Source organism: Iodobacter arcticus (assembly GCF_042664895.1).
Taxonomy (GTDB): domain Bacteria; phylum Pseudomonadota; class Gammaproteobacteria; order Burkholderiales; family Chitinibacteraceae; genus Iodobacter; species Iodobacter arcticus.
In genome coordinates this window covers 276,208-296,905 of the sequence record NZ_JBHTBQ010000033.1, presented here as the reverse complement: position 1 = coordinate 296,905, position 20,698 = coordinate 276,208, and the positions used below count along the sequence as shown (strand labels likewise).

The window sequence follows — 20,698 nt, the reverse complement described above, 5'->3', positions numbered from 1 at the left end:
CCAATACCCTTATTTTAGCCGTGGTAAATCAAGCAGCTTTAGCTCAACATGATGATCAGGATAAATATGCACCTGAAAATAGCGCGAACTACGTGATTCCGCCTTGGGCATAGACAGAATCACTTCATGGCTTTCTGGTATCACCCCCGCATCCATTTCAGCCACAGATTTCCAATCAAAAACCCATTTCACTTTAACTTCTGACCCACCAACCGAGGCTCCGCAAGAAAACTTCCCACCCCCTCCATAAGCGTTATCATCAGGCTTTGAGGGAAGATTGCCCCCCCCATTCCCATTGACATAAAATTCCGCAATGCCTTTGTGCGTATAATTAAACCCCTGAAAACAAACGCCATAGCTTTCTTCTTGTAAAAATGAGCTCCAAATCCACCATGCCGCCAGTGAAAGCACCACTAAGATGGATATAGGGCTAATTCTTTTTAAATTTTTTTTCATAGAAACAGATCCTAAAATTTATTATTAGTTTTTAATTGTAAAAAACAAAAAAACCATTACAAAACCAAAAAACACTCTTTTGCTTCGAACTTCATATTATTCATACCAATACCCTTATTTTATCCGTGGTAAATCAAGCAGCTTTAGCTCAATATGATGATCAGGATAAATATGCACCTGAAAGTAGCGCGAACTACGTGATTCTGCCTTGGGCATAGGCAGAGTCACTTCATGGGTTTCTGGCGGCACACCTGCATCAATCTCAGCCACAGATTTTCTATTAAATAACCATTTCACTTTAACTTCTGGCCCACTTACCGACGCGCCACAAGAGAACTTCCCGCCCCCCCAAAAGCATTATCCTCGGGCTTTTTAGAAATATTCCCCCCGCCCATACCATTGACGTAATACTCTGAAATAATCTTGTCGGTATAATTAAACCCCTGAAAACAAACGCCGTAGCTTTCTTCTTGAAAAAATGAGCTCCAAATCCACCATGCCACCAGTGAAAGCACCACCAAGATGGATATAGGGCTTATTCTTTTTATATTTTTTTTCATAGAAACAGATCCTAAAATTTATCATTAGTTTTTAATTGTAAAAAACAAAAACTCATTACAAAACCAAAAAATACTATTTTGCTTCGGACTTCATATTACTCATACCAACACCCTTATTTTAGCCGTGGCAAATCGAGCAGCTTTAGCTCAACATGATGATCAGGATAAATATGCACCTGAAAATAGCGCGAACTACGCGATTCCGCCTTGGGCATAGGCAGCGTCACTACATGGGTTTCTGGCGGCACGCCTGCATCCATTTCAGCCACAGATTTCCAGTTAAACACCCACTTTATTTTTACTTCTGATCCACTAACCGACGCGCCACAAGAAAACTTCCCACCGCCTCCAAATGCATCATCATCAGGCTTCGAAGAAATATTACCCCCTCCCATACCATTGACGTAATACTCTGAAATAATCTTGTCGGTATAATTAAATCCTTGAAAACAAACGCCATAGCTTTCTTCTTGAAAAAATGAACTCCAAATCCACCATGCCGCCAGTGAAAGCACCACCAAGATGGAGATAGGGCTAATTCTTTTTAGATTTTTTTTCATTGTCTATTTAATTATATTTTTTACGTTTTCTAACAAAATAAATCCTCACTACACCTAGCGCTTTTCAGCATGAAAGTGCATCAATTGTTAGCCAAAAATATCAATTAAATCTATCTTTTTATTTTTTACGCTTAATAAATTACTTTCTGTACCTTCACTAAAAATCTGCTCATCCGGCCAATCTAAGGTCATTGCACAAAATATATACTGCTGATCTGGCTTATTTAACCCTGCTTGCTCCATCATTAGCACAGAGCGATTTACACGCTGATACAGCTCAAAATTTGCATAATTCATATCTACATATTCATTAGCCATTAGCTGTGCGATCAACCAATGAGGGCGATTTGTCTTTTCTAATTGATCCAACTGGCTTTTTATAAGCGTAATAGAACCCCTGTTTTTCACAATAGATGGCGCTGCATCAATACACCACAATGTCCCATCCGGGTGAATAGATAACCATTGCTGAACAGGAGCAGTAACAGCGCGCCATTGATGAGCAGTCAACACTGTTTTTAATTGAAGCAATACACATGCATCATAAAATCTGCATAGACCACTGCGGCGTTCCGGTAAATGAATATGACTTAAAGCACGCCAATAAGAGTGAATTTGACTAATTGGCCAATCACTATAAAACCATGTAATGCTATGTGGGTACTGAATACTTAGCTCTAGGGTGAGATCAAGCATCTTATCGGAAGCATTAAATAACCATGCGGTTAAATCCGGATGCTCTCCCTCTGGGCTGTCATCCAGCAAATTATGCCAAGACGATACAAACCCCGCCCAAACAGCCTGTTCTTTCAAAGGGATTTGTGATGCATCCAGCAAGGCAAACCACTTGCCCTGCACGCGCTGATCCGTAGAGATTTGTTCCCGAATTTGATTTACATACTGGCTCATGCCCGTTCTCCAATCGCTTGATGAGTTAAACCCATCTCCCGCATACACTGCCTGCAAACCGGTGGATTAAAAGCAGGCAAGCGCACATTCATACTCGCCGGCCCGCTTATCTCATGGTTCGCGCCTTTAATACTCACTTCCCCCGGGCAATGAATCTCGATATTGCCGCCTTTGATGCGGATGTATGCGCCGCCGGCGGTCATCAGGATTTCGTCTTTAGCAACGACATGAATGCTTTCTTTGCAGGCTGTGATTTTGACATTTTTGTCGGCGGTGATTTCAATATCATCGCTCTGTGCTTGCAGCTGGATTTTACCTTTGGCAGCGATCAGTTTTAGCGCGACTTGGTCTTTTACCCCCGCTACAAACAGGCTGATGTGCTGGCCTACGTTGTGTATCCAACGGCGGCCAGAGGTTTGGTTTGTGTCTCTTTGCGCAACTAGATCAAGATTTGTGCCTGCGGTAATCGTTTGGCTTTGCGGGCTGGTGATGGCGATGCCGTCCTCTCCGTACAGCAAGATGATTTTTTGTTGCCCTGCTTGGTCTTGGGATTTTGTTTTACCGTCTTTGTCGGTATTGCTGCCCGCTTCAAGGCTTTTGCTGGCGTGCACGTGGTGGTAAAGATGACCGGTGCTGGCTTTGCTGCCTGCGCTATTGTCGGCCTCAACGGTTTTGCCCTCGTCGCCGGTTTCGATGGTGTCGGCGAGTTGGTTGGTGGCGGTTTCGCCAAGGCTTTGTGCTAATGCAAGGGCCGATTCCAGCTGGCTTTGGGCTGGGCTGTGGTCGAGCTGTTTGCCGCTTGCGCCGCTTTTGGCTTCGGTGCTGATCAAGAGGCCATTGGCGCGGATTGCGCCTTGATTATCTGTGCGCAGCTCAAAGCCTTCACCGCGTGGCTCACCTTTACCATCCGTGCGCGGGTGAATCAGATAGCCAAGGTTAAGCTGGGTTTTGCCATGCTCGCTGGATAATTTAGTGCGCACTTCACCCTTAGTATCATCAAACAGCAGCTCACCATATTGGCCGCCTTCATGCTCTTTGGTTTTGATGCCTGACAGCGTTTTATTGGCGGGCAATGCGCCTGCACCGCTAAAATTTGGCACAGAATGGCTGCCGTTATAGACAACACCAGTGACGATGGGGCGGTCGATATCACCCTCTAGAAAACAAATCGTCACCTCCTGCCCAATGCGCGGGATAAACTGATGCCCAAAGCCTGCACCGGCTGATGGATAGGCGACGCGAACCCAGCAGGACGACTTGTCATCGAGATTTGCGCCAAACTCTGGGTGTTCAGCCGTGCGTTGCCAGTGCCATTGTATTTTTATGCGGCCTTGCTCATCGGTGTGAACTTCTGATCCGGCAGGGCCAACTACCGTGGCGGTTTGCAAGCCGCGGCTTTTGGGTTTGCTGTGTTCTGAATGAGCAAAGCGCGGGGTTATCGGCTGGCCGCGTCTTTGGGCGGTGAAGTCGGCGTGATAGGGTTTGGCGGCGTCAGTAGCCAGTAGGCTAGGCGCAACTAGGCCAAGTTGCCGGGTTAAATCCGCTGGAAAATTATTATTAGCCGTGAATTTTAGCTCGGTTACGGCGAATTCTCTTTGTTCGGCGGCATCGTATTCATGGGCGGGGTGATCTTCTAGGCGGAACCACTGTCCTGCTTGCAAGCTGCGCAAAGTGCCGGAGCCGGTGAAAGATTTCTTTTGCGCATCCAACGCTTGCTGACGCAGCCTTGCATAGCGGCTTAGGCCCTCATTGTCGCTAGCGTAATACAAGGACTGAGGGTCATAATCTTCAAAGCTGACTTGCAGCTGTTGCCCACCGTCGCCTTGATCGATATAACTTTCATCAAAGCTTTGGTTCGTCGTGGTGGTTTTGTAATCAAAGCTGGCAAGCGATACCGAGCTGCTACCCACTTGCCGCTGGCTATGCCACTCGGTGAGCGCATCACTCTCTTCCGCAGCGTCAGCACGGTGAAAGCGTACCAATGATTCTTGCGCCTCTGGAATTGCAAACGCGTCATCAAAGATCAGCAGCTGAACCTGTGGATTATCGCTAGCCAGATGAACCCAATTCCAGCCCAATCCTTCCTCCGCCAATAATCGTGTAATAAAGTCGAAATCTGATTCTCTGTACTGCACACAGTACGATCGGGGCGAGTGCGTGCCGGATAGCTTGAAATCCAGCGTTTGCACGGCAGCAAAGACGGGGTTTTTAGCTTGGTGCTCGGCCAACACTTGCTTGACGATATCCGGCACGGATAATTCTTGGAAGATGCGTGAGGTGCGGCGGTATCTGAGTAAGGCAAACGGGGGTTCCACCGTCAGCGCGTATTTGGCAAAGCCACCGTCTGAGCCGAGTAATTGCGCTTGCGAGATGACACCACAGCGGGCTATCTCGCTGCCGTTAGCATCAGCTATAGATAGAACAACGGGCAGGCCAAGCAAGGATTTAAGCTCAAGCGCAGCGTCGGGAGATAAGCAATCGACCTGATAGCTGTAAGCTTGGTTAAGCCCCTCCTTACCCACCACTCGCTGCGGCAGTAGCTGCTCGCCCCATGCCCCGCCGGTCCCAAGTTGCAGGGAAATAAGACGCTGATACTGATTAAAAGCAGCTGCGAATGAGGCGAGTAGATCAAAGGTCATAATAAACCAAGGGCTTACAGAAAGATCTTTATCTTACACGAAGCCGTACATTGCCTGCGCTGGGTTTGCGTAAATAATACAGCGTAATTATGACCAAAATCAGCACTCGTAAGGTATACCAATTACATCACGCCTTGGTGCTAAGGTCTTTCCGCATAGATCAGTCTTAAGGGTGCTTAGAATTCTTTCCCATGAGAAAAAACCCTGATCGCGCTACAATCGCGGCCTGTATCGATTTTGAGCCACTATGTTTGATGCCCTCGCCCTTCGCGCCCAGTTTCCTTTATTAATACGTGCTCCCGAGTTGATTTATCTCGACAACGCCGCCACCACGCAAAAGCCCTTGGTGGTGTTGGATGCTGAGCGCCATTTTTATGAAACGGCTAATGCCAATGTACACCGTGGCTCGCACCGCCTCGCCGTGGCGGCCACCGATGCTTTTGAAGGGGCAAGATCTAGCGTAGCGCGCTTTATTAATGCGGCATCCAGCAATGAAATCGTTTTTACGCGCGGAGCAACCGAAGCCATCAATTTAGTCGCCCAAAGCTGGGGGGGAGCCAATCTACACGCGGGCGACGAGATTTTACTGAGCACCCTAGAGCACCACGCCAATATCGTGCCTTGGCAAATGCTGGCAACACGTTGCGGCGCAATCATCAAGCCGGTGCGCTTACTAAGCGACGGCAGCTTGGATATTGAGCACTTTCATTCCCTGCTTTCAACTAAAACCAAGCTGGTTGGCCTTGCGCATATTTCTAACGCCATCGGCAGCGAGCTGCCCATCGCAGATTTAATCGCAGCGGCGCATCGTGTGGGCGCCAAAGTATTAATCGACGGCGCGCAAGCTGTGGCGCATAAAGTCATCGACGTTCAGGCACTTGACGCCGATTTTTATGTGTTCTCCAGCCATAAAGTGTATGGCCCGACCGGCATTGGTGCGCTATGGGCCAGAGCCGACATCCTAGCCGACATGCCGCCATGGCAAGGTGGCGGCGAAATGATAGAGCGCGTTTCTTTTGAGGTCACCAGCTACGCCCCAGCCCCGGCCCGCTTTGAAGCAGGCACGCCTGCAATTGCCCAAAGCGTTGGCTTTGCTGCCGCTCTAGATTGGTTGTCTGCCCAAGATCGCTCTGCCATTGCCCAGCATGAAGACGCTTTGCGCCTGCAATTGGAGCAGGGCCTCCGCCAGATCGACGGCCTACGCATTATCGGCAACGCTGCACAAAAAGGCCCCGTCGTCTCGATCGCTTTTAGCGACGCCCATCCTTACGATGTGGCTCAATTTTTAGACGCCAGAAACATCGCCGTGCGCGTAGGCAGCCACTGCGCTCAGCCGCTACTCAACAGCCTAGGGTTAAAAGGCACCTTACGGGCATCCTTTGCCGCTTACAACACCAGCGCCGATGTAGAAGCACTCTTAGCGGGCCTAAGCGAAACATTAGAGTTATTGGCTTAATACCCAATCCTGTCAACTTAAGCTTTGTTCTTAAGATGAATCGGTATTTCGTAGGGTGTACAACGACGAAGTCGTTGCGCACCAAGAGCGGTGCGCAAGAAAAACAACTTGCACACCCTACGGAAAACCAAACTTTGTCTTGTTTTTGACCTTAAGTTGATAGGATTGGGGTGAAACCCGCCGAGCTTTACGATGGAATACGAAAACGGCGGGTTTCACCCGCCCTACGATGATTCAATACTTGCAAGCGCGTTTTTATAGCCAACACCTCGCTATTGCCTTAAAACCTACCCCAAGCATCAAGCTATCCGGAAAATCACCATGAATAAAGAAGAAATAGAAATCAAACTAGCCAGCGCTCATGGCTGGGAAGGTAAAAATCGCTTACTGGTGCAACTCGCACGCGATTTAGCCCCCCTGCCACACGATGAATTAAATGAAACAAACCGCGTCGTCGGCTGTGAAAGCACGGCATGGTTAAAAATCAGCTGGGAAGGTGAATATATCCAATTGGCAGCCGACAGCGAATCACGCATTGTAAAAGGGCTACTCGTTTTATTGATGGCCGCCTATCAAGGTAAAACAAGACCAGAGATCAGCGGCTTTGATTGTGAAGCTTGGCTTATCTCGCTAGGGCTAACCCGCTTCCTATCTGCTTCGCGTGGCAATGGGGTAAAGGCCATAATTGGTAAAATTCACAACACAATTATTACTGACGCGCATTGACGTTACTTGTCAGCAAAGTATCCTGTTACACCTCGAACACGAAGGAAGATTTAATGAAAAACTTACGTCAGCTAGTTGCCGCTTTCATCACCAGCAGCGTGATGGCAGTACCCGCATTTGCCGCAGAACGTGTACTGACCGTAGGTTCAGACGCTACCTTCGCTCCTTTCGAAATCTTGAATAAAAAACAAGAAGTAGAAGGCTTTGATGCCGATTTGATCCACGCCGTTGCCAGCAAGGCAGGCATCCAGATCAAGCTAATCAACACCCCTTGGGAAGGCCTGTTTGCAGGTTTAAACAATGGCGAGCGTGATATCGTCATCGCGGCGGTGACCATCACCCCAGAGCGCCAGAAATCAATGGACTTCACTGCCCCTTACTTTGAAGCCAAGCAACTCATCGTGGTATCGGCCAAAAGCCCGATCGGCAAATTAAGCGATCTTAAAACCAAAAAAATGGCCGTACAAAACGGCACCACTGGCGATATCGTGGCACAAAAGCATTTTGGCAAAGGCAACACCAATATTCGCCGCTTTGAAACCATCGTACTGGCGCTGCAAGAATTAAAAGCAGGCGGCGTGGATGCCGTGATTGGCGACAATAGCGTGGTTAAAAACTACCTGATCAACAATCCAAACTCAGGCTTTAAGCTGATTGACGACACCAGCTTTGATAAAGAGTTCTACGGTATTGCCGTTAAGAAAGGCAATGCAGCCCTGCTTGCCAAGCTTAATAAAGGCCTCGCCGATGTAAAAGCAGACGGCTCTTACCAAAAGATTTACGGCAAGTACTTCGGCAAATAATTAGCCCGATTGCTGCATAAAAAAATCGCCTTTCGAGGCGATTTTTTATTGGGCTAATTTCGTAGGGCGGGTGAAACCGCCGTTTTTCGGCGCATTTCATGCCAAAATCTGGCGGGTTTCACCCGCCCTACAGAACACTAAATCTCTTCCTTCCCCGATATCCAAATCGACAACACCAGCCAAATTGTATTGAGCACCGCCAGCACAAAACCAATAAAGCCTAGCAAGGGCAAACCAAAAATGGTCGGACCGGCATTAACGGTCATGACAATGGACGAGCCAATAATCAGCGCGCCGGTGACAATCCCCATGGTTAAGCGATTTGCGCTGCGGGTAATTTGCAAGCCAAAGTGATCTAGCCGTTTTAAATCCAGATCAATGCGCAAATTACCTCGCCGCGCCTGCTTAATCAGTTTGCCAATATCCCGGGGCAGGCCACTGAGTAACTGCACCGCTTCAAACACGCCCTCTTTGCTTTTTTTGATTAAGGCCCGTGGATGAAAGCGCGCCAGAATCACTTCTTTTACAAAGGGCGTTAAATGCGTAACCATTTGGAAGTCTGGATCAAGCTGCCTGCCTAATCCTTCCAGAGTAATCAAGGCTTTAAACAATAGGGTTAAATCGGATGGCAGGGTAATTTGATGCTCGCGCATCATTTGCACCACATCATTAAGTAAATTACCAAAGCGAATATCTTTTAAGGCGAGGTTTTCGTAATCAAACATAAAACCAGCAATATCAGAGGTGAGTTTTTCCTCATCCACCACCGTATCCCCCGTCCACTCCAGCAATACATTTAAAATGCCATGCTCATCACGCTGCGCTAATGCGGCTAATAAATCGACAATTTGATCGCGGCGCGGATGAGGCAAGCGCCCCACCATGCCAAAATCCAGAAAGGCAATTTGATTATCTGGCAAATACTTTACATTGCCCGGGTGCGGGTCGGCATGAAAATAGCCATCAATCAGCACCATTTTAAGCACAGCATCCGCACCACGCGACGCCAGAATACAGCGATCCAGCCCTGCAATATCCACACCCAATAAATCATTACCCGCCACACCGGCAATATAGCTTTGCACATTCAGGCTTTCTGATGTCCATTCCCAATATACTTTAGGAATGACGATATCTAGATGGGTTTTAAAGTTTTGTGCAAAGCGCTCTGAGTTTCTGGCCTCGGTCGAGAAATTTAATTCACGGCGTAAAGATTTAGAAAACTCTTCAGCAATTTTAACCGGCTGATAGCGGCGGGATTCAGGAAATTCAAATTCCATTAATGAGGCAATATGCCTCAGGATACGTAAATCGGCTTCAATTTTAGGAATAATACCGGGGCGGCGAATTTTTAATACCACCTCGCTGCCATCTAATAATTTAGCCCGATGCACTTGCGCAATCGAGGCTGCGCCTACCGGATGCGGATCAAGCTCAAGGAATATCTCGGCAGGGTCTCTACCCAGCAAGGCAGTTAATTCAGGCAGAATGATCGCAAAATCAACCGGGGCCACATTACTTTGCAGCTTTTCGAATTCGGCAATCCATTCTGGCGGAAACATATCCACCCTTGTGGCCAGCACCTGCCCTAGCTTGACAAAGGCAGGCCCAAGCTCTTCCAAAGCACGGCGCACCCGCACTGGAGAATCGAGCACCTCTGCCTCATGATTGCCCGGCAAATGCAGCAAATCGCTAGCGCGCTCCAGCCCTTTTGATAGGCCAAGCCTTTGCACTAAGTTTCCCAAACCATGCCGCACCAGTACAGCCACAATTTCACGCACCCGTGGCAGATCGCGCATCACGGTAAAGGTTTCTTTCAGCATTTATTTATCCGTAAAAAAATGAATTTTACTTATTGTGAACAGCTTGGTTTAAACCCACAGCAAGCTCGCTCCAAACTCAATATGCTGCTAACTGTTTTTATCATAAATGTGCTTTTCAGTGGGTTTACTTTCACAAAAAATAACACCGAATCAATCATTGCCTACAGATAGATGACTATGGCGTTAATCCACCATCCTGCTTTTAAATATTCACATACGCAATTCGCGCACAAGTATTCCAATTTTCCTACCCGAATGAACATGTTAATATTGGCAGCTGCTTACAGCAGGTCGAATTGAAGTCTTATCCAAGATACCCAACCCTGACGCCCTTATTTTATTTAAGCGCCGTCACTTTGGGTGATTTTAAGAAAGTACTTCTTCATCCGCTGCTAACCCCCTGACAACCCCAAGCAGGCCAATGCCTGCTCTATTTAGAGCCATCATCCCCCACATGAAATGGATTAGATTAATCAGCACATTATTCGTGGGCATTTGTGCACTTCCGGCCTATGCCGATGAACTGCCCCAAATCGAGATCGACCCTCCTGTTGAGCAAGCTGCTCCGGCAACGACCATCACCAACACCAACACCTCACGGCCCCGTAAAGCCAAATCAGATACAAAACCCGATTATGCCCCCGCCCAGGACATGCTTTTACAAGCCATGAGCCTGATTGGCGTGAAATACAAATGGGGTGGTGCCACGCCCGAAGCAGGCCTTGATTGCAGCGGCTTTGTTCGCTATGTATTTCAAAACTCGATGAATATTGCCCTGCCCCACAATGCGCTGGGCATGGCGCAATCAGGGGCAAGCATCAGCAAGGATGAGCTTAAACCGGGCGACCTAGTGTTTTTTAACACGCTGGGACGTACGTTTTCCCATGTTGGCATTTATATGGGCGACAACCGCTTTATTCATTCGCCCCGCGCCGGTAAAAGCGTTGAAATCACCAACTTTAACCAAAGCTACTGGACTTCACGCTTTAACGGCGCTCGCCGCTACGATGGCACAGGTGGCGCCCCCGTCAATATGGCGGCGCTATTAGCCAGCGTTCCAAAAAATGCTGCTGGCACGTCCAAAGGAAATGCTGCACTAAGCAGCAAGCCTGTATGCAGAACAGTAAAACGCAAAGGCAAAAAACAGCAGATCTGTGAAGTGCCCAGAGCAGCAAGAGAAAGCAGCAGCCCTAAAGCGGCTAAGGGCACAAGCTATAAAAAGAGCAGCAAAACAGCAAGCAAGGTTAGCAAAACCACCAAGGGCAAAAGTGCGTCAGGCAAATCAAGTAAAGCAGCACCCAAAGCCAAACGCAGCGCGCCATCCAGCACCAAGAAAAAACCAAGTAATAAGTAATTTGCCCGCCATCATCCACACCGCCGCCAGCGGTGTGGATGATGGCGTCTGAATTAAGCGCCCCAGCCAGCTTTCTTTCACATACAAGCGGCCCACGAAATAACGGCGCACTTACCCCATACCATAACCTTGATCTTTATCTTACGACTGTTAGTAGCACGTTGCTCTTCACCGAACATGCAAGCCAGTGACGACTTTTAAAACAGGCTTACCGCTAAATAAGCGAGTCATCTTATAATGACTAGCTATGAAAATAATTGCCGCCTCCCTTTTGCTTGCTACAAGCTTCACTGCATGCTCAGAACACCAACCCAACAAGCCCAATCCCAGCACTCCCCCAGCCGCTAAAGCAAGTAAAATATCTGCCCACCAAGCTAAAAAGATCATGGCACGTGGCGAAAGTTGCCTGCATTTTTCGCGTGAATTCGCAGGCGATCAATCGGCAAGAGATAGAGAACTGAACCAAAAAATGGATAAGTTAAAGTGCGACACCATCATCAGCGAGCTGGAAACGCTTCAGCAGCATCTACCCAAAAATTCTCCTCTTAAAGCAAAGGTTCAAGCGCTATTGCTGGAATATTAAAGCCAGAGAGAGGATGTTAAATATCCCCCAAAAAAATACATCACCTCTGTGATAATACAAAAAGCCCCTACCGATCAAATCGGCAGGGGCTTTTATCGTAGATGGATTTGATCCACCCAAGCTAAAACTTTATACAGCAGATGCTGCTGAAGCAGGCTTTTTCACTGGCGCTTTGTGCACGGCAGAGGCAGCAGAAGCGTGTTTTTTAGTCTGAGCCTTGCGTGCCTTGTGCACTGCAGATGCATGAGCATTCGCTGGGGCGTCGTGCGCGGCTGATGCCGCTGATGCCGCATGCTTTGCTTGTGCCTTTTGTACAGCAGACGCGTGTGCTTTTACAGGGGACTTTTGTACCGCAGATGCAGCGGATGCCGCGCTATGCTTTTTAGTAGCGGATTTTTTACCTACATGCTTGCTTGCCGAAGCATTAATCTTACTAGAGTGTGTTTCTACCTTAATAGGGGTAGAGGCAGATTCTGCTGCCACAGCAAAAGCAGTAGTCGCAACAAATACAGTAGCAGCAAGCGTTGTCAGCAGTTTGTTCATGATCTTTGTCCTAAAATCGCCCGGTAGTGAGCGTGTAAATTCAGTATCTACCTGTTCAGATCAGAATTCGATATGGGTTTAGTAGCGATCTGTAACGAACTGTCTGCAAAATGCAGGAAGCATACAACAAATACATAAATGATCTAGCCCAGCCATTTCTGACATTAAATTAAAACAGCACGTCATTTCAATAAAAGCATAATGTTAAATATTGCCTTCAAAACGAGATACATGCAGCACGCACCATGAAGCCATTGCTATGCGCATGTTTAGTGAGTGTGCAAAATTAAAAACGCCTCTTAGTCAGAGTTCGCAATAATCAGCACTGGTATTACCGGGCGGAAAAATTGAACCAAGCGAATCGCCTGAACACGCGCTCTGCCGGGAGTTGGCCGAGGAATTAGGCATTGCTGTGCTGCCAGCCAACACTCACTACTTAATATACCGTGCTGACCCCCACTTATGAGCAGGCAGGCGATGTTGAGCCGATTTGCTATTGCGCAAGATGGCAAGGCATACCGCGTGCCTTAGGCCAGATCAGTGAAGTGACATGGCTGCCTCTGCAAAATACTGATCTATTTGCGCCTGCGGTACACGTGCTTTGCCGTGATTTTCTTAATGGAGAACGCCTGCATACACAAGCCACCTGAATAGCCACACAGTATTGGCTGCTTTTAAACGAAAGATTAATGACATATATAAAACAAGTTATCCCATGCAATTCGAATAAATCATGACTAAACTATTTATAAAAGCTACAAGTAGGCTTACAAAAAACGCAAACTCATCTGCGAGGCAGAGTGACATCTAGCCTTCTGCATAAGCAATAAAGCAGCAATAGCCTTGTTCTGCTTAAGATGATTCATACTCAGAGGTGAGCAAGATGACAACACAGTTTTCCACCCCCTTTCACCCATCCAGCTGCAAAGACTGCCGAGACGCCAAGCATCTGGGCTTTGATTTCACCATGGCTTTCCAGCCCATTATTGATATTGATAGTGGCGCACCTTACGCGTTTGAAGCCTTAGTAAGGGGTGTCGATGGCCAGGGTGCAGAATTTATTCTTGAGCAAGTCAATGCAGAAAACCGCTATCGCTTTGATCAGACATGCCGGATTAAAGCCATTGAGCTGGCCGTGGCCTACGGCATGGTTGAAATTCCAGATTGCAAATTAAGTATTAACTTTCTGCCCAATGCAGTTTATCGGCCAGAAACCTGCATCAGAGCCACGCTGGAAGCCAGTGATCAATTTAAATTCCCTGCTGATCGCCTCATGTTTGAAGTAACAGAAGGCGAACGCGTCAGCGATACCCAGCATCTTAAAAATATTTTTGCCGAATACCGTAAACAAGGCTTCACCACCGCAATTGATGATTTTGGCTCTGGCTACTCGGGCTTAAATTTGCTGGCCACCTTTCAGCCCCATGTTATTAAATTAGATATGGAATTAACCCGCGATATTGATAGCAGCAACGCCAAACAAGCCATTGTGGCTGGGGTATTACTCACCGCCACACGGCTGGGCATTGATATTATTGCCGAGGGAATAGAAACTCCTGCCGAATTAAACATGCTAAGGGATTTTGGCGTACGCTATTTTCAAGGCTTTTTATTTGCCAAACCCGCAACGGGCCACTTGCCGCTGGCCATACCCATTTAAAAACCAAAGAGAAGCCATGCCTGCAACAGCGCGCCGTACCTTCCTCAAAACCAGCTTACTTGCGGGCTTTACATGCCATTTTAAAGCCCGTGGCGCGCAGCCTCCGGGAGATTTAACCGCAGCGCTGGATTTATAAAAAATCACAAATCCACTCGCGAAGTAGGAGCGACTTTAACCGCTCAGCAATGATTCAATTGCTCATCACTGCGGATAATGCAAAAAGCCCCTGTCGAGCAAATCAACAGGGGCTTTTTGCATGGATTCAATCCATCTAAGCTCAAACCTTATAAAGCAGATGCCGCTGAAGCAGGTTTTTCACTGGTGCTTTTTGCGCAGCAGAAGCAACCGATGCGGCGTGCTTTTTAGCCTATACTCACCCGCCCCTTACTGACTCAAGCCCATATCAAAGCACCATCACCACGAAGGCATAATGTAAGATGCGAATCTTATGACAGATTACAGGGCAGACCATGAAACCACTGCAATGCGCATGTTTGGTCGATGTACAAGACCAGAAACTACTGCTAGTTAGAGTTCGCCAGAATCAGCACTGGTATCTGCCCGGAGGCAAAGTAGAGCAAGGGGAATCAGCGGATCAGGCTCTAAGCCGAGAGTTGGCAGAGGAATTAGGCATTGCCATCCAAAATACCCACTATCTATATACCGTGATTGCACCCGCCTATGGGCAGGCAGGCGATGTTGAGCTCATTTGCTACAGTGCAAAATGGCAAGGCGTGCCGCGCGCCATGGGCGAGATCAGCGAAGTGGCATGGCTCCCTTTGCAAAACATCGATCAATTCGCCCCTGCGGTACAAGTGCTGTGCCATGATTTTCTTGCCAGTGAGCCAAGCCCCCCAAGGTAAAAACCGCCACATCCTGCCATGCAATTCACTTTATGGTTTATGCGAAGGCCGCAAACGATGCAGCAAGCAAATCCTCCCCCTAAACGATTCTATTCACTTGATGCACTCAGGGGCATCGCCGCACTCTGTGTGGTGTTTTGGCACTGGCAGCATTTCTTTTTTGCTGGCACCACTGCGGGGAAATTTGATCTTGAACGGCTTCCTTTTTCTGATGGCTTATCGCTGCTTTATACTCAGGGATGGCTGGCGGTTGATTTATTTTTCAGTCTTTCTGGCTTTATTTTTTATTGGCTCTATTCCAAAAAAATTGCCCAAGGTGAGATCTCTTCAGGCCAATTTTCCTTATTGCGATTTTCCAGGCTTTACCCCCTGCATCTTGCCAGCTTATTGATGGTGGCCATCGGCCAGCTATGGGTCAGCCATGCGCGAGGGGAATACTTTGTTTATCCCTATAATGATGTCAAACATTTTCTGCTTAATCTGTTGTTTACTTCTTCTTGGGGATTTGAGCAGGGCTACTCATTTAATGCCCCAATATGGTCTGTTTCTGTAGAAGTTCTTTTATATATTATTTTCTTTAGCTGCTGCCGCCTCTTGCCTGTTAGAGCGCTTATTTTAGCTGCGATATCCATCATCGGCTTTCAGCTTATTCAAGACTATTACCAGCCCATAGGCCGGGGCCTTGGCTCGTTCTTTTTAGGCGGCCTTATTTTTATTGCTTACCAAACCGTGCTCAAATCAAAGCACTCCGTATTGCTGAGTAAATTAGTAATTTTCATCATGCTTTTTGCATGGGCCATTACTATCACTGCCCTGCTAAAAAAAATAGACTTCAATTCACTCACTATTTTTTATTTTCCCTTGCCGCATATGATGCTGGAGCTGATCTATTCATGGCCCGTGGTGGTGCTTTTTCCGCTCAGTATTTTATCGCTGGCGCTGCTTGAAACGCAGCACGGCCCATTGGCTAAGCGCATCGCGTTTTTAGGTGATATTTCGTATTCATCCTATTTACTGCATTTTCCGCTACAACTTTTATTTTCTATGCTACTGACTTATTTTTCATACGATCAAGCTATTTATTATTCGCCCTGGCTTATGCTGCTATTCTTCGCCCTACTGATAACAATTAGCTTTATTAGCTTTAGATATTTTGAAATGCCCGCCCAAAAACGATTACGACAACTCAATATAGCGGGGTCAAACGTGGCAAAAAGCCCTATATAGCTCGGCCTTAAGCCTGCGTCCTTCCATAAAAGTAGCGTAAAAGTATTGAATAAAAATAGGCATGGCCCTTTTCAGACCCCTCCCTTTCGTCTTTCACCAACTTATTACTTTGATTTAGCCGCCAATAGCACGCAGGATTAGCTCTTCGTTTAAATAAAGGATTAAACCCTCAGGACCATGCTACGCCATCTTTCATTTCGCACGCTGCTGATTATTGGCTTTGCCTTAGTCGCCCTTACGCCTTCAGCCGCCTTGGTGCAACTGCGTTATGGCCTAGCAGGGCTAACCATTCAGGCACAGCAGCAGCAAGAGCAGGCGAGCGCTTGGTCTAATGCTTCGCAACAAACCCAAGAGCAAGCGCTGCATTTAGAGCGGGCTAGCCGGCAGCTGCTGATCTTGCCAGAAACCACGTTTTTCAATGCCGCACGCAGTGCTAAAGCCAAACTAGAAGCCGCCCAGCAAACCTTTAAGCACGAGCCACTCCTAAAAGGAAGTAGCGAGGGCATCCATCAGCTATTGGCACAGACTCTTCCCAACACTCGCCTACACAAAGCGCAAGTGAATCGCTTATTTAGCCAGCTCAATCAGCAGCTTAAATATCAAGATCAGCTCATCGAGCAGCAGTTGGCTAAGCAGCGCCGGCAATGGCTGGAAGATGTCCACAGTAAGCAAAAACAAGTGGATATGCTGGCCATTTTGTCGCCGATTGCCGCACTCAGCATGGCCATTATTATGGCAGTGATGTTTAGCTGGCCTATTGCGCGATTAAAACTAAAAATCACCGAGCTTGCGCAAGGCCAACGTGGACAAGACTGGCAATTATCTGGCCCTGCCGATTTACAAGGATTGGCCAAATCGCTGGCCGAATTAGATTTACGTCTGGTACAGCTGGAGGCGCAAAAAGCGCAATTTTTTCGCCATGTATCACACGAACTTAAAACCCCGCTGGCGGTAATTCATGAAGCCTCATCACTGCTACAAGAAGAAGTGCTCGGCAGCTTAAATACCCAACAAAAAGAAATCAGCGCCATGGTGCAAAGCAATGTGCATACCCTGCGCCAACGCGTGGATGCGCTATTAGCACACGATGCGGGACGCTGGCTTTCAGCTGAGCTGGTCATTGCGCCTTTGGCGCTTGAGATGTTTCTAGAGCAACGCTTACAACAATGGCGCATTTTACTCAGCAAGAAATTCCTGACTATCCATCAATCCGGCCCTGCCACGCAAAGCTATGCCGATCACGCCAAGCTGGGGATTATTCTGGATAACTTGCTTCTCAATGCCATCCGCTTTAGCCCGCCCCATGGCGAAATCAATATCCGCTTTGGGCAAACGGGCCAGCAAAGCTGGCTGGAAATTCAAGATCAGGGCCCGGGCGTAGACAGCCAGGATTCAGAATATATTTTTGAGCCGTTTCACTGTGGCCCAGCGCCCGAAGGCGAACCTGCAGGCTCTGGCATCGGCCTGACAATGGCCAGAAGTTTTGCCCAGCTTATGCATGGCGATGTTGAGCTGATACCCAGCCCGGCAGGCGCATGTTTCCGTCTGCACTGGCAGCTACAAGGTCATTCATGAAGCCGCTTATTTATCGCTTTTCCTTAAAAAGCCTCATGCTATACCTCATCGGCCTTACCCCCAGCCCTTACCCTCTCACGAGCTTGGTGCTGATCGCGGCCAAACGTTTTGCTCAGCTTATGCACGGCGATATTGAACTGATATCCAGCCCGGCAAACGCATATTTTCGTCTGCACTAGCAGCGACAAGGTCACCCATGAAAGACATACTTTGCACCATACCCCTAAAACAACTCTGCCTATTACTGTGCAGCATCAGCCTAGCCGCCTGCGCTACCCTGCCACCGCCTGTTGTTGCTGCAGCTGCGCCTGCGCCTGAACCAGAAACCAAACCAGTCGTTATTGCGCCGGTATGCCGCATTGAAAGTGCTTTGGCACAATTAAACAACACCATTTCGGGCAATTGCCCCAGCGATAAGCTGCTGATACTGGCGCAGCAAATGATGAGCAATCATACCGACCTGAACCGCCTTCAGGCTCAGCTGGAAGCACTGCAAAACACGCTGAACGATCCGGCCAGCCAGGGCATGGCCAAACTATTATCCAACCAGCTTGCCGAGCGAAAACGGCTGACCAGCTTGCTGGATAAGCAAACGATCGCCGCCAAAGAGCAGCAAAAGCGCGCCAATGATCTGGCCGCCAAGCTAGACGCTTTAAAAGAAATGGAAAAAGACATGCTGGAAAGGAGCAAAAAACCATGAGTAGCAAAATCTTACTGGTTGACGATGATCCGGATCTCTTACGCTTGGTTTCTATCCGCCTGATTGCCGCAGGCTATGAAGTAGAAGCCGCCAGCAGTGCTGAAGCCGCTCTTAATGCGCTCGCCGTGCAACGTGCCGATTTGCTGCTTAGCGATTGGAAGCTGCCCGGCATGGATGGCATGGCGCTATTTGAAGAAGTGCGCCGTCGCTACCCCGCCCTGCCGGTCATTATGCTCACCGCCCACGGCACTGTGCCAGACGCCATTGATGCCATCAGCCACGGTATGTTTGCCTATCTAATTAAGCCTTTTGATGGCAAAGCCCTGCTAGATAAAGTTAGCCAAGCTTTGGTCTTAGCCAGCCCCCCCAGCAATAGCAGCGATAACGACACCTGGCGAGCAGGGTTTATCAGCAACAGCCCCGTGATGGACGAGCTACTGGCCGAAGCGCGGCTGGTGGCCGTTACCGATGCCAGTGTGCTGATTCGCGGCGAAAGCGGTACGGGTAAAGAAGTGCTGGCCCAAGCCATACACCGCGCCAGCCTGCGCGCCAAGCGCCCCTTTATTGCCGTAAATTGCGGTGCAATCCCTGAAAACCTGCTGGAAAGCGAGCTTTTCGGCCATGAAAAAGGCGCGTTTACCGGTGCCAGCCAAAAACAAAATGGTTTATTTTTAGAGGCCGATGGCGGAACGATTTTCCTCGATGAAATTGGTGATATGCCGCTGCCACTGCAAGTTAAATTGCTGCGAGTGCTGCAAGAGCGCGAAGTGCGCCCGGTTGGTGCGGGCCGCGCCGTGCCGGTAAATGTGCGCGTGCTATCGGCTACGCACCGCGATTTGCAATCCTTGCTACAGGACGGCTCGTTTAGAGAAGATTTGTTTTATCGCCTGAATGTGGTGTCTTTAGCGCTGCCATCGCTCACCGAGCGGCGAGAAGATATTCCGCTACTGGCCCGGCATTTTTTAGCGCAGGTAGTGGAGCGCTATGCCAAGACCGATTGCCACTTTGCCGCTGATGCGCTCAGCTTTTTAAGCACTGCCAACTGGCCAGGCAATATTCGTCAACTCTCTAATCTGGTTGAGCAATGCTGCGTGCTCGCCACCGGCCCCATCATCACGCTGGCCCAGGTGCAAAAAGCAATGGCCAGCGAATCGGCCGCCATCTTGCCGCTCGCCGAAGCCAAACGCCTCTTTGAGCGCGATTATCTGGAACGCCTGCTGCGCCTGACTGGCGGCAATGTCAGCGACGCCGCACGTATCGCCGATCGCAACCGCACCGAATTCTACCGCCTACTACAAAAACACGACCTTGCCCCCGCCGCTTTTAAAGCAGATATCAGCGGCTAGCCGTCTGCCGGGCTAAGCGGTCTTAGCGAAAAATAGCCTGATCAAGACCAGATTATTACGGGATTTGCAGCGTAGATCAGGCGCCATCCCCCCATTGTTAAGTGAAAAACTTACGCACCCTATACAACATTTACCCTGTGTAAAAGGCTGTGTCTGCGTTAACAGTTGAAAACTGAAATCAAGGTTTTTTATTAGCAAACAGCAGAAAATGCAATAAATACGCTCTTTGCACGGGGCTTAAATCCCCCTTGAAGCACGCCGAGCGAGGAACAAGCGGGTGGGGTTTCTTTGATACCTGTCTGAGCGAAGCGAATTCCGCAGCCGCCACTCGATTGTCCGCAGCGAAGGGGTTTCGTGCTTTTGGGGTTGCGGCTTGGCTTCGTTTCTTGGCCGCGCAAGAAAGGAAGGTCCAGCGGGACGCCCGCACCAAAATCAACGTGCCGAAGGCACTAAAAAGGTCTTTTTGTTTTTTTGCTTAGTGGCAATGCCGCTTCATAGCAAAAGCGGTGCGCAAGAAAAACGACTTGCACACCCTATAAAATAGTAAGTATCCACTCAACTATGTTTCAACATTTAACGCAGACAGAGCCTTTAACAAAGGGAGAAGCTGCAGCTGAAGCACCGCCTAATTTGTGTAGATACTTATGCCCGCGGTGGCTACCGCTCCAAAACCCATGTGCCGAAGGCACTAAAAAGATCTTTTTGTATTTTGCTTAGCGCACATGGGGTTTCACCCGCCCCGCAATAGATGCAAAGCCTGCTGCCACAAGCCCTGAAGCCGCTCTCCTCCGTTCGTCGTTTTTTAGCAACAGCCTTTCTACATACAAATCAAGCACTTACAAAAACACCCCTAATACTGTCGTGAAACAGCGACAGATACAAATTCTCCCCAGTCAACACAAAAAAACTAAGTCA

The 20,698-nt window shown here is 48.4% G+C and carries 23 protein-coding genes; 15 read left to right on the top strand and 8 right to left on the bottom strand.

Features of this window, described 5'->3' with window-relative positions; genetic code table 11:
• Window positions 1-9 precede the first annotated feature (9 nt).
• The 6 genes from ACFQNF_RS15355 to ACFQNF_RS15330 all read right to left on the bottom strand — a co-directional run bounded on the left by ACFQNF_RS15355 (window position 10) and on the right by ACFQNF_RS15330 (window position 5,124).
• On the bottom strand, window positions 10-456 hold the full coding sequence (locus ACFQNF_RS15355) for a DUF3304 domain-containing protein (protein WP_380188804.1): 447 nt from the start codon (window positions 454-456) through the stop codon (window positions 10-12).
• A gap of 114 nt (window positions 457-570) precedes the next feature.
• Complete coding sequence (locus tag ACFQNF_RS15350; RefSeq protein ID WP_380188803.1) at window positions 571-753, bottom strand: hypothetical protein; 183 nt, start codon at window positions 751-753, stop codon at window positions 571-573.
• 17 nt (window positions 754-770) lie between these two features.
• A complete protein-coding gene (locus ACFQNF_RS15345) occupies window positions 771-1,016 on the bottom strand; it encodes a DUF3304 domain-containing protein (RefSeq protein WP_380188802.1) in 246 nt (81 codons plus the stop codon).
• Between the two features lie 113 nt (window positions 1,017-1,129).
• Window positions 1,130-1,576, bottom strand: coding sequence for a DUF3304 domain-containing protein (locus ACFQNF_RS15340; protein ID WP_380188801.1), 447 nt, complete (start codon window positions 1,574-1,576; stop codon window positions 1,130-1,132).
• A gap of 87 nt (window positions 1,577-1,663) precedes the next feature.
• Entirely contained in the window at window positions 1,664-2,485 is an 822-nt protein-coding gene (locus ACFQNF_RS15335) for a DUF4123 domain-containing protein (protein WP_380188800.1), read from the bottom strand.
• Window positions 2,482-5,124: a type VI secretion system Vgr family protein gene (locus tag ACFQNF_RS15330; RefSeq protein WP_380188799.1), complete on the bottom strand. Its 2,643-nt coding sequence runs from the start codon at window positions 5,122-5,124 to the stop codon at window positions 2,482-2,484. Before ACFQNF_RS15330 ends, ACFQNF_RS15335 begins: the two co-directional genes overlap by 4 nt.
• 247 nt (window positions 5,125-5,371) lie before the next feature.
• Between ACFQNF_RS15330 and ACFQNF_RS15325 the strand changes: the two genes are divergently transcribed.
• The 3 genes from ACFQNF_RS15325 to ACFQNF_RS15315 all read left to right on the top strand — a co-directional run bounded on the left by ACFQNF_RS15325 (window position 5,372) and on the right by ACFQNF_RS15315 (window position 8,109).
• A complete protein-coding gene (locus ACFQNF_RS15325) occupies window positions 5,372-6,580 on the top strand; it encodes an aminotransferase class V-fold PLP-dependent enzyme (protein WP_380188798.1) in 1,209 nt (402 codons plus the stop codon).
• Between the two features lie 321 nt (window positions 6,581-6,901).
• On the top strand, window positions 6,902-7,306 hold the full coding sequence (locus ACFQNF_RS15320) for a SufE family protein (protein ID WP_380188797.1): 405 nt from the start codon (window positions 6,902-6,904) through the stop codon (window positions 7,304-7,306).
• 53 nt (window positions 7,307-7,359) lie between these two features.
• Window positions 7,360-8,109 (top strand): basic amino acid ABC transporter substrate-binding protein, encoded by a 750-nt coding sequence (locus tag ACFQNF_RS15315; RefSeq protein WP_380188796.1) that lies wholly within the window; start codon window positions 7,360-7,362, stop codon window positions 8,107-8,109.
• A gap of 137 nt (window positions 8,110-8,246) precedes the next feature.
• On the opposite strand, the gene ACFQNF_RS15310 is transcribed toward ACFQNF_RS15315, so the two are convergent.
• Window positions 8,247-9,932 (bottom strand): ABC1 kinase family protein, encoded by a 1,686-nt coding sequence (locus ACFQNF_RS15310; protein ID WP_380188795.1) that lies wholly within the window; start codon window positions 9,930-9,932, stop codon window positions 8,247-8,249.
• Between the two features lie 454 nt (window positions 9,933-10,386).
• On the opposite strand from ACFQNF_RS15310, the gene ACFQNF_RS15305 reads away from it, so the two are divergent.
• The gene (locus ACFQNF_RS15305; protein ID WP_380188794.1) at window positions 10,387-11,286 is read left to right on the top strand and encodes a C40 family peptidase; all 900 of its coding nucleotides are present in this window, start codon (window positions 10,387-10,389) and stop codon (window positions 11,284-11,286) included.
• A 247-nt stretch (window positions 11,287-11,533) separates the two neighbouring features.
• Window positions 11,534-11,869, top strand: coding sequence for a hypothetical protein (locus ACFQNF_RS15300; protein WP_380188793.1), 336 nt, complete (start codon window positions 11,534-11,536; stop codon window positions 11,867-11,869).
• 129 nt (window positions 11,870-11,998) lie between these two features.
• On the opposite strand, the gene ACFQNF_RS15295 is transcribed toward ACFQNF_RS15300, so the two are convergent.
• A complete protein-coding gene (locus ACFQNF_RS15295) occupies window positions 11,999-12,412 on the bottom strand; it encodes a hypothetical protein (protein ID WP_380188792.1) in 414 nt (137 codons plus the stop codon).
• A 325-nt stretch (window positions 12,413-12,737) separates the two neighbouring features.
• Here ACFQNF_RS15295 and ACFQNF_RS15290 point away from each other — a divergent pair, with 325 nt between their 5' ends.
• From ACFQNF_RS15290 to ACFQNF_RS15245, 10 genes are all read left to right on the top strand, one after another.
• Complete coding sequence (locus ACFQNF_RS15290; RefSeq protein WP_380188960.1) at window positions 12,738-12,878, top strand: NUDIX domain-containing protein; 141 nt, start codon at window positions 12,738-12,740, stop codon at window positions 12,876-12,878.
• The gene (locus ACFQNF_RS15285; RefSeq protein ID WP_380188791.1) at window positions 12,859-13,062 is read left to right on the top strand and encodes a hypothetical protein; all 204 of its coding nucleotides are present in this window, start codon (window positions 12,859-12,861) and stop codon (window positions 13,060-13,062) included. Before ACFQNF_RS15290 ends, ACFQNF_RS15285 begins: the two co-directional genes overlap by 20 nt.
• Window positions 13,063-13,295: 233 nt before the next feature.
• Complete coding sequence (locus ACFQNF_RS15280) at window positions 13,296-14,072, top strand: EAL domain-containing protein (protein WP_380188790.1); 777 nt, start codon at window positions 13,296-13,298, stop codon at window positions 14,070-14,072.
• Window positions 14,073-14,285: 213 nt separating this feature from the next.
• The gene (locus tag ACFQNF_RS15275) at window positions 14,286-14,438 is read left to right on the top strand and encodes a hypothetical protein (RefSeq protein WP_380188789.1); all 153 of its coding nucleotides are present in this window, start codon (window positions 14,286-14,288) and stop codon (window positions 14,436-14,438) included.
• A 104-nt stretch (window positions 14,439-14,542) separates the two neighbouring features.
• Entirely contained in the window at window positions 14,543-14,935 is a 393-nt protein-coding gene (locus ACFQNF_RS15270) for an NUDIX hydrolase (RefSeq protein ID WP_380188788.1), read from the top strand.
• Window positions 14,936-14,992: 57 nt separating this feature from the next.
• The gene (locus ACFQNF_RS15265; RefSeq protein ID WP_380188787.1) at window positions 14,993-16,162 is read left to right on the top strand and encodes an acyltransferase family protein; all 1,170 of its coding nucleotides are present in this window, start codon (window positions 14,993-14,995) and stop codon (window positions 16,160-16,162) included.
• 177 nt (window positions 16,163-16,339) lie between these two features.
• Window positions 16,340-17,737: a sensor histidine kinase gene (locus tag ACFQNF_RS15260; protein WP_380188786.1), complete on the top strand. Its 1,398-nt coding sequence runs from the start codon at window positions 16,340-16,342 to the stop codon at window positions 17,735-17,737.
• Window positions 17,734-17,916, top strand: a complete 183-nt coding sequence (locus ACFQNF_RS15255; protein WP_380188785.1) for a hypothetical protein — start codon at window positions 17,734-17,736, stop codon at window positions 17,914-17,916. The genes ACFQNF_RS15260 and ACFQNF_RS15255 overlap by 4 nt, the downstream gene beginning before the upstream one ends.
• A 17-nt stretch (window positions 17,917-17,933) precedes the next feature.
• Window positions 17,934-18,437 carry a hypothetical protein gene (locus ACFQNF_RS15250; RefSeq protein ID WP_380188784.1) on the top strand — a complete coding sequence of 168 codons (504 nt, stop codon included), beginning with the start codon at window positions 17,934-17,936 and terminating at the stop codon, window positions 18,435-18,437.
• Window positions 18,434-19,783 carry a sigma 54-interacting transcriptional regulator gene (locus ACFQNF_RS15245; protein WP_380188783.1) on the top strand — a complete coding sequence of 450 codons (1,350 nt, stop codon included), beginning with the start codon at window positions 18,434-18,436 and terminating at the stop codon, window positions 19,781-19,783. The genes ACFQNF_RS15250 and ACFQNF_RS15245 overlap by 4 nt, the downstream gene beginning before the upstream one ends.
• Window positions 19,784-20,698: the final 915 nt, after the last annotated feature.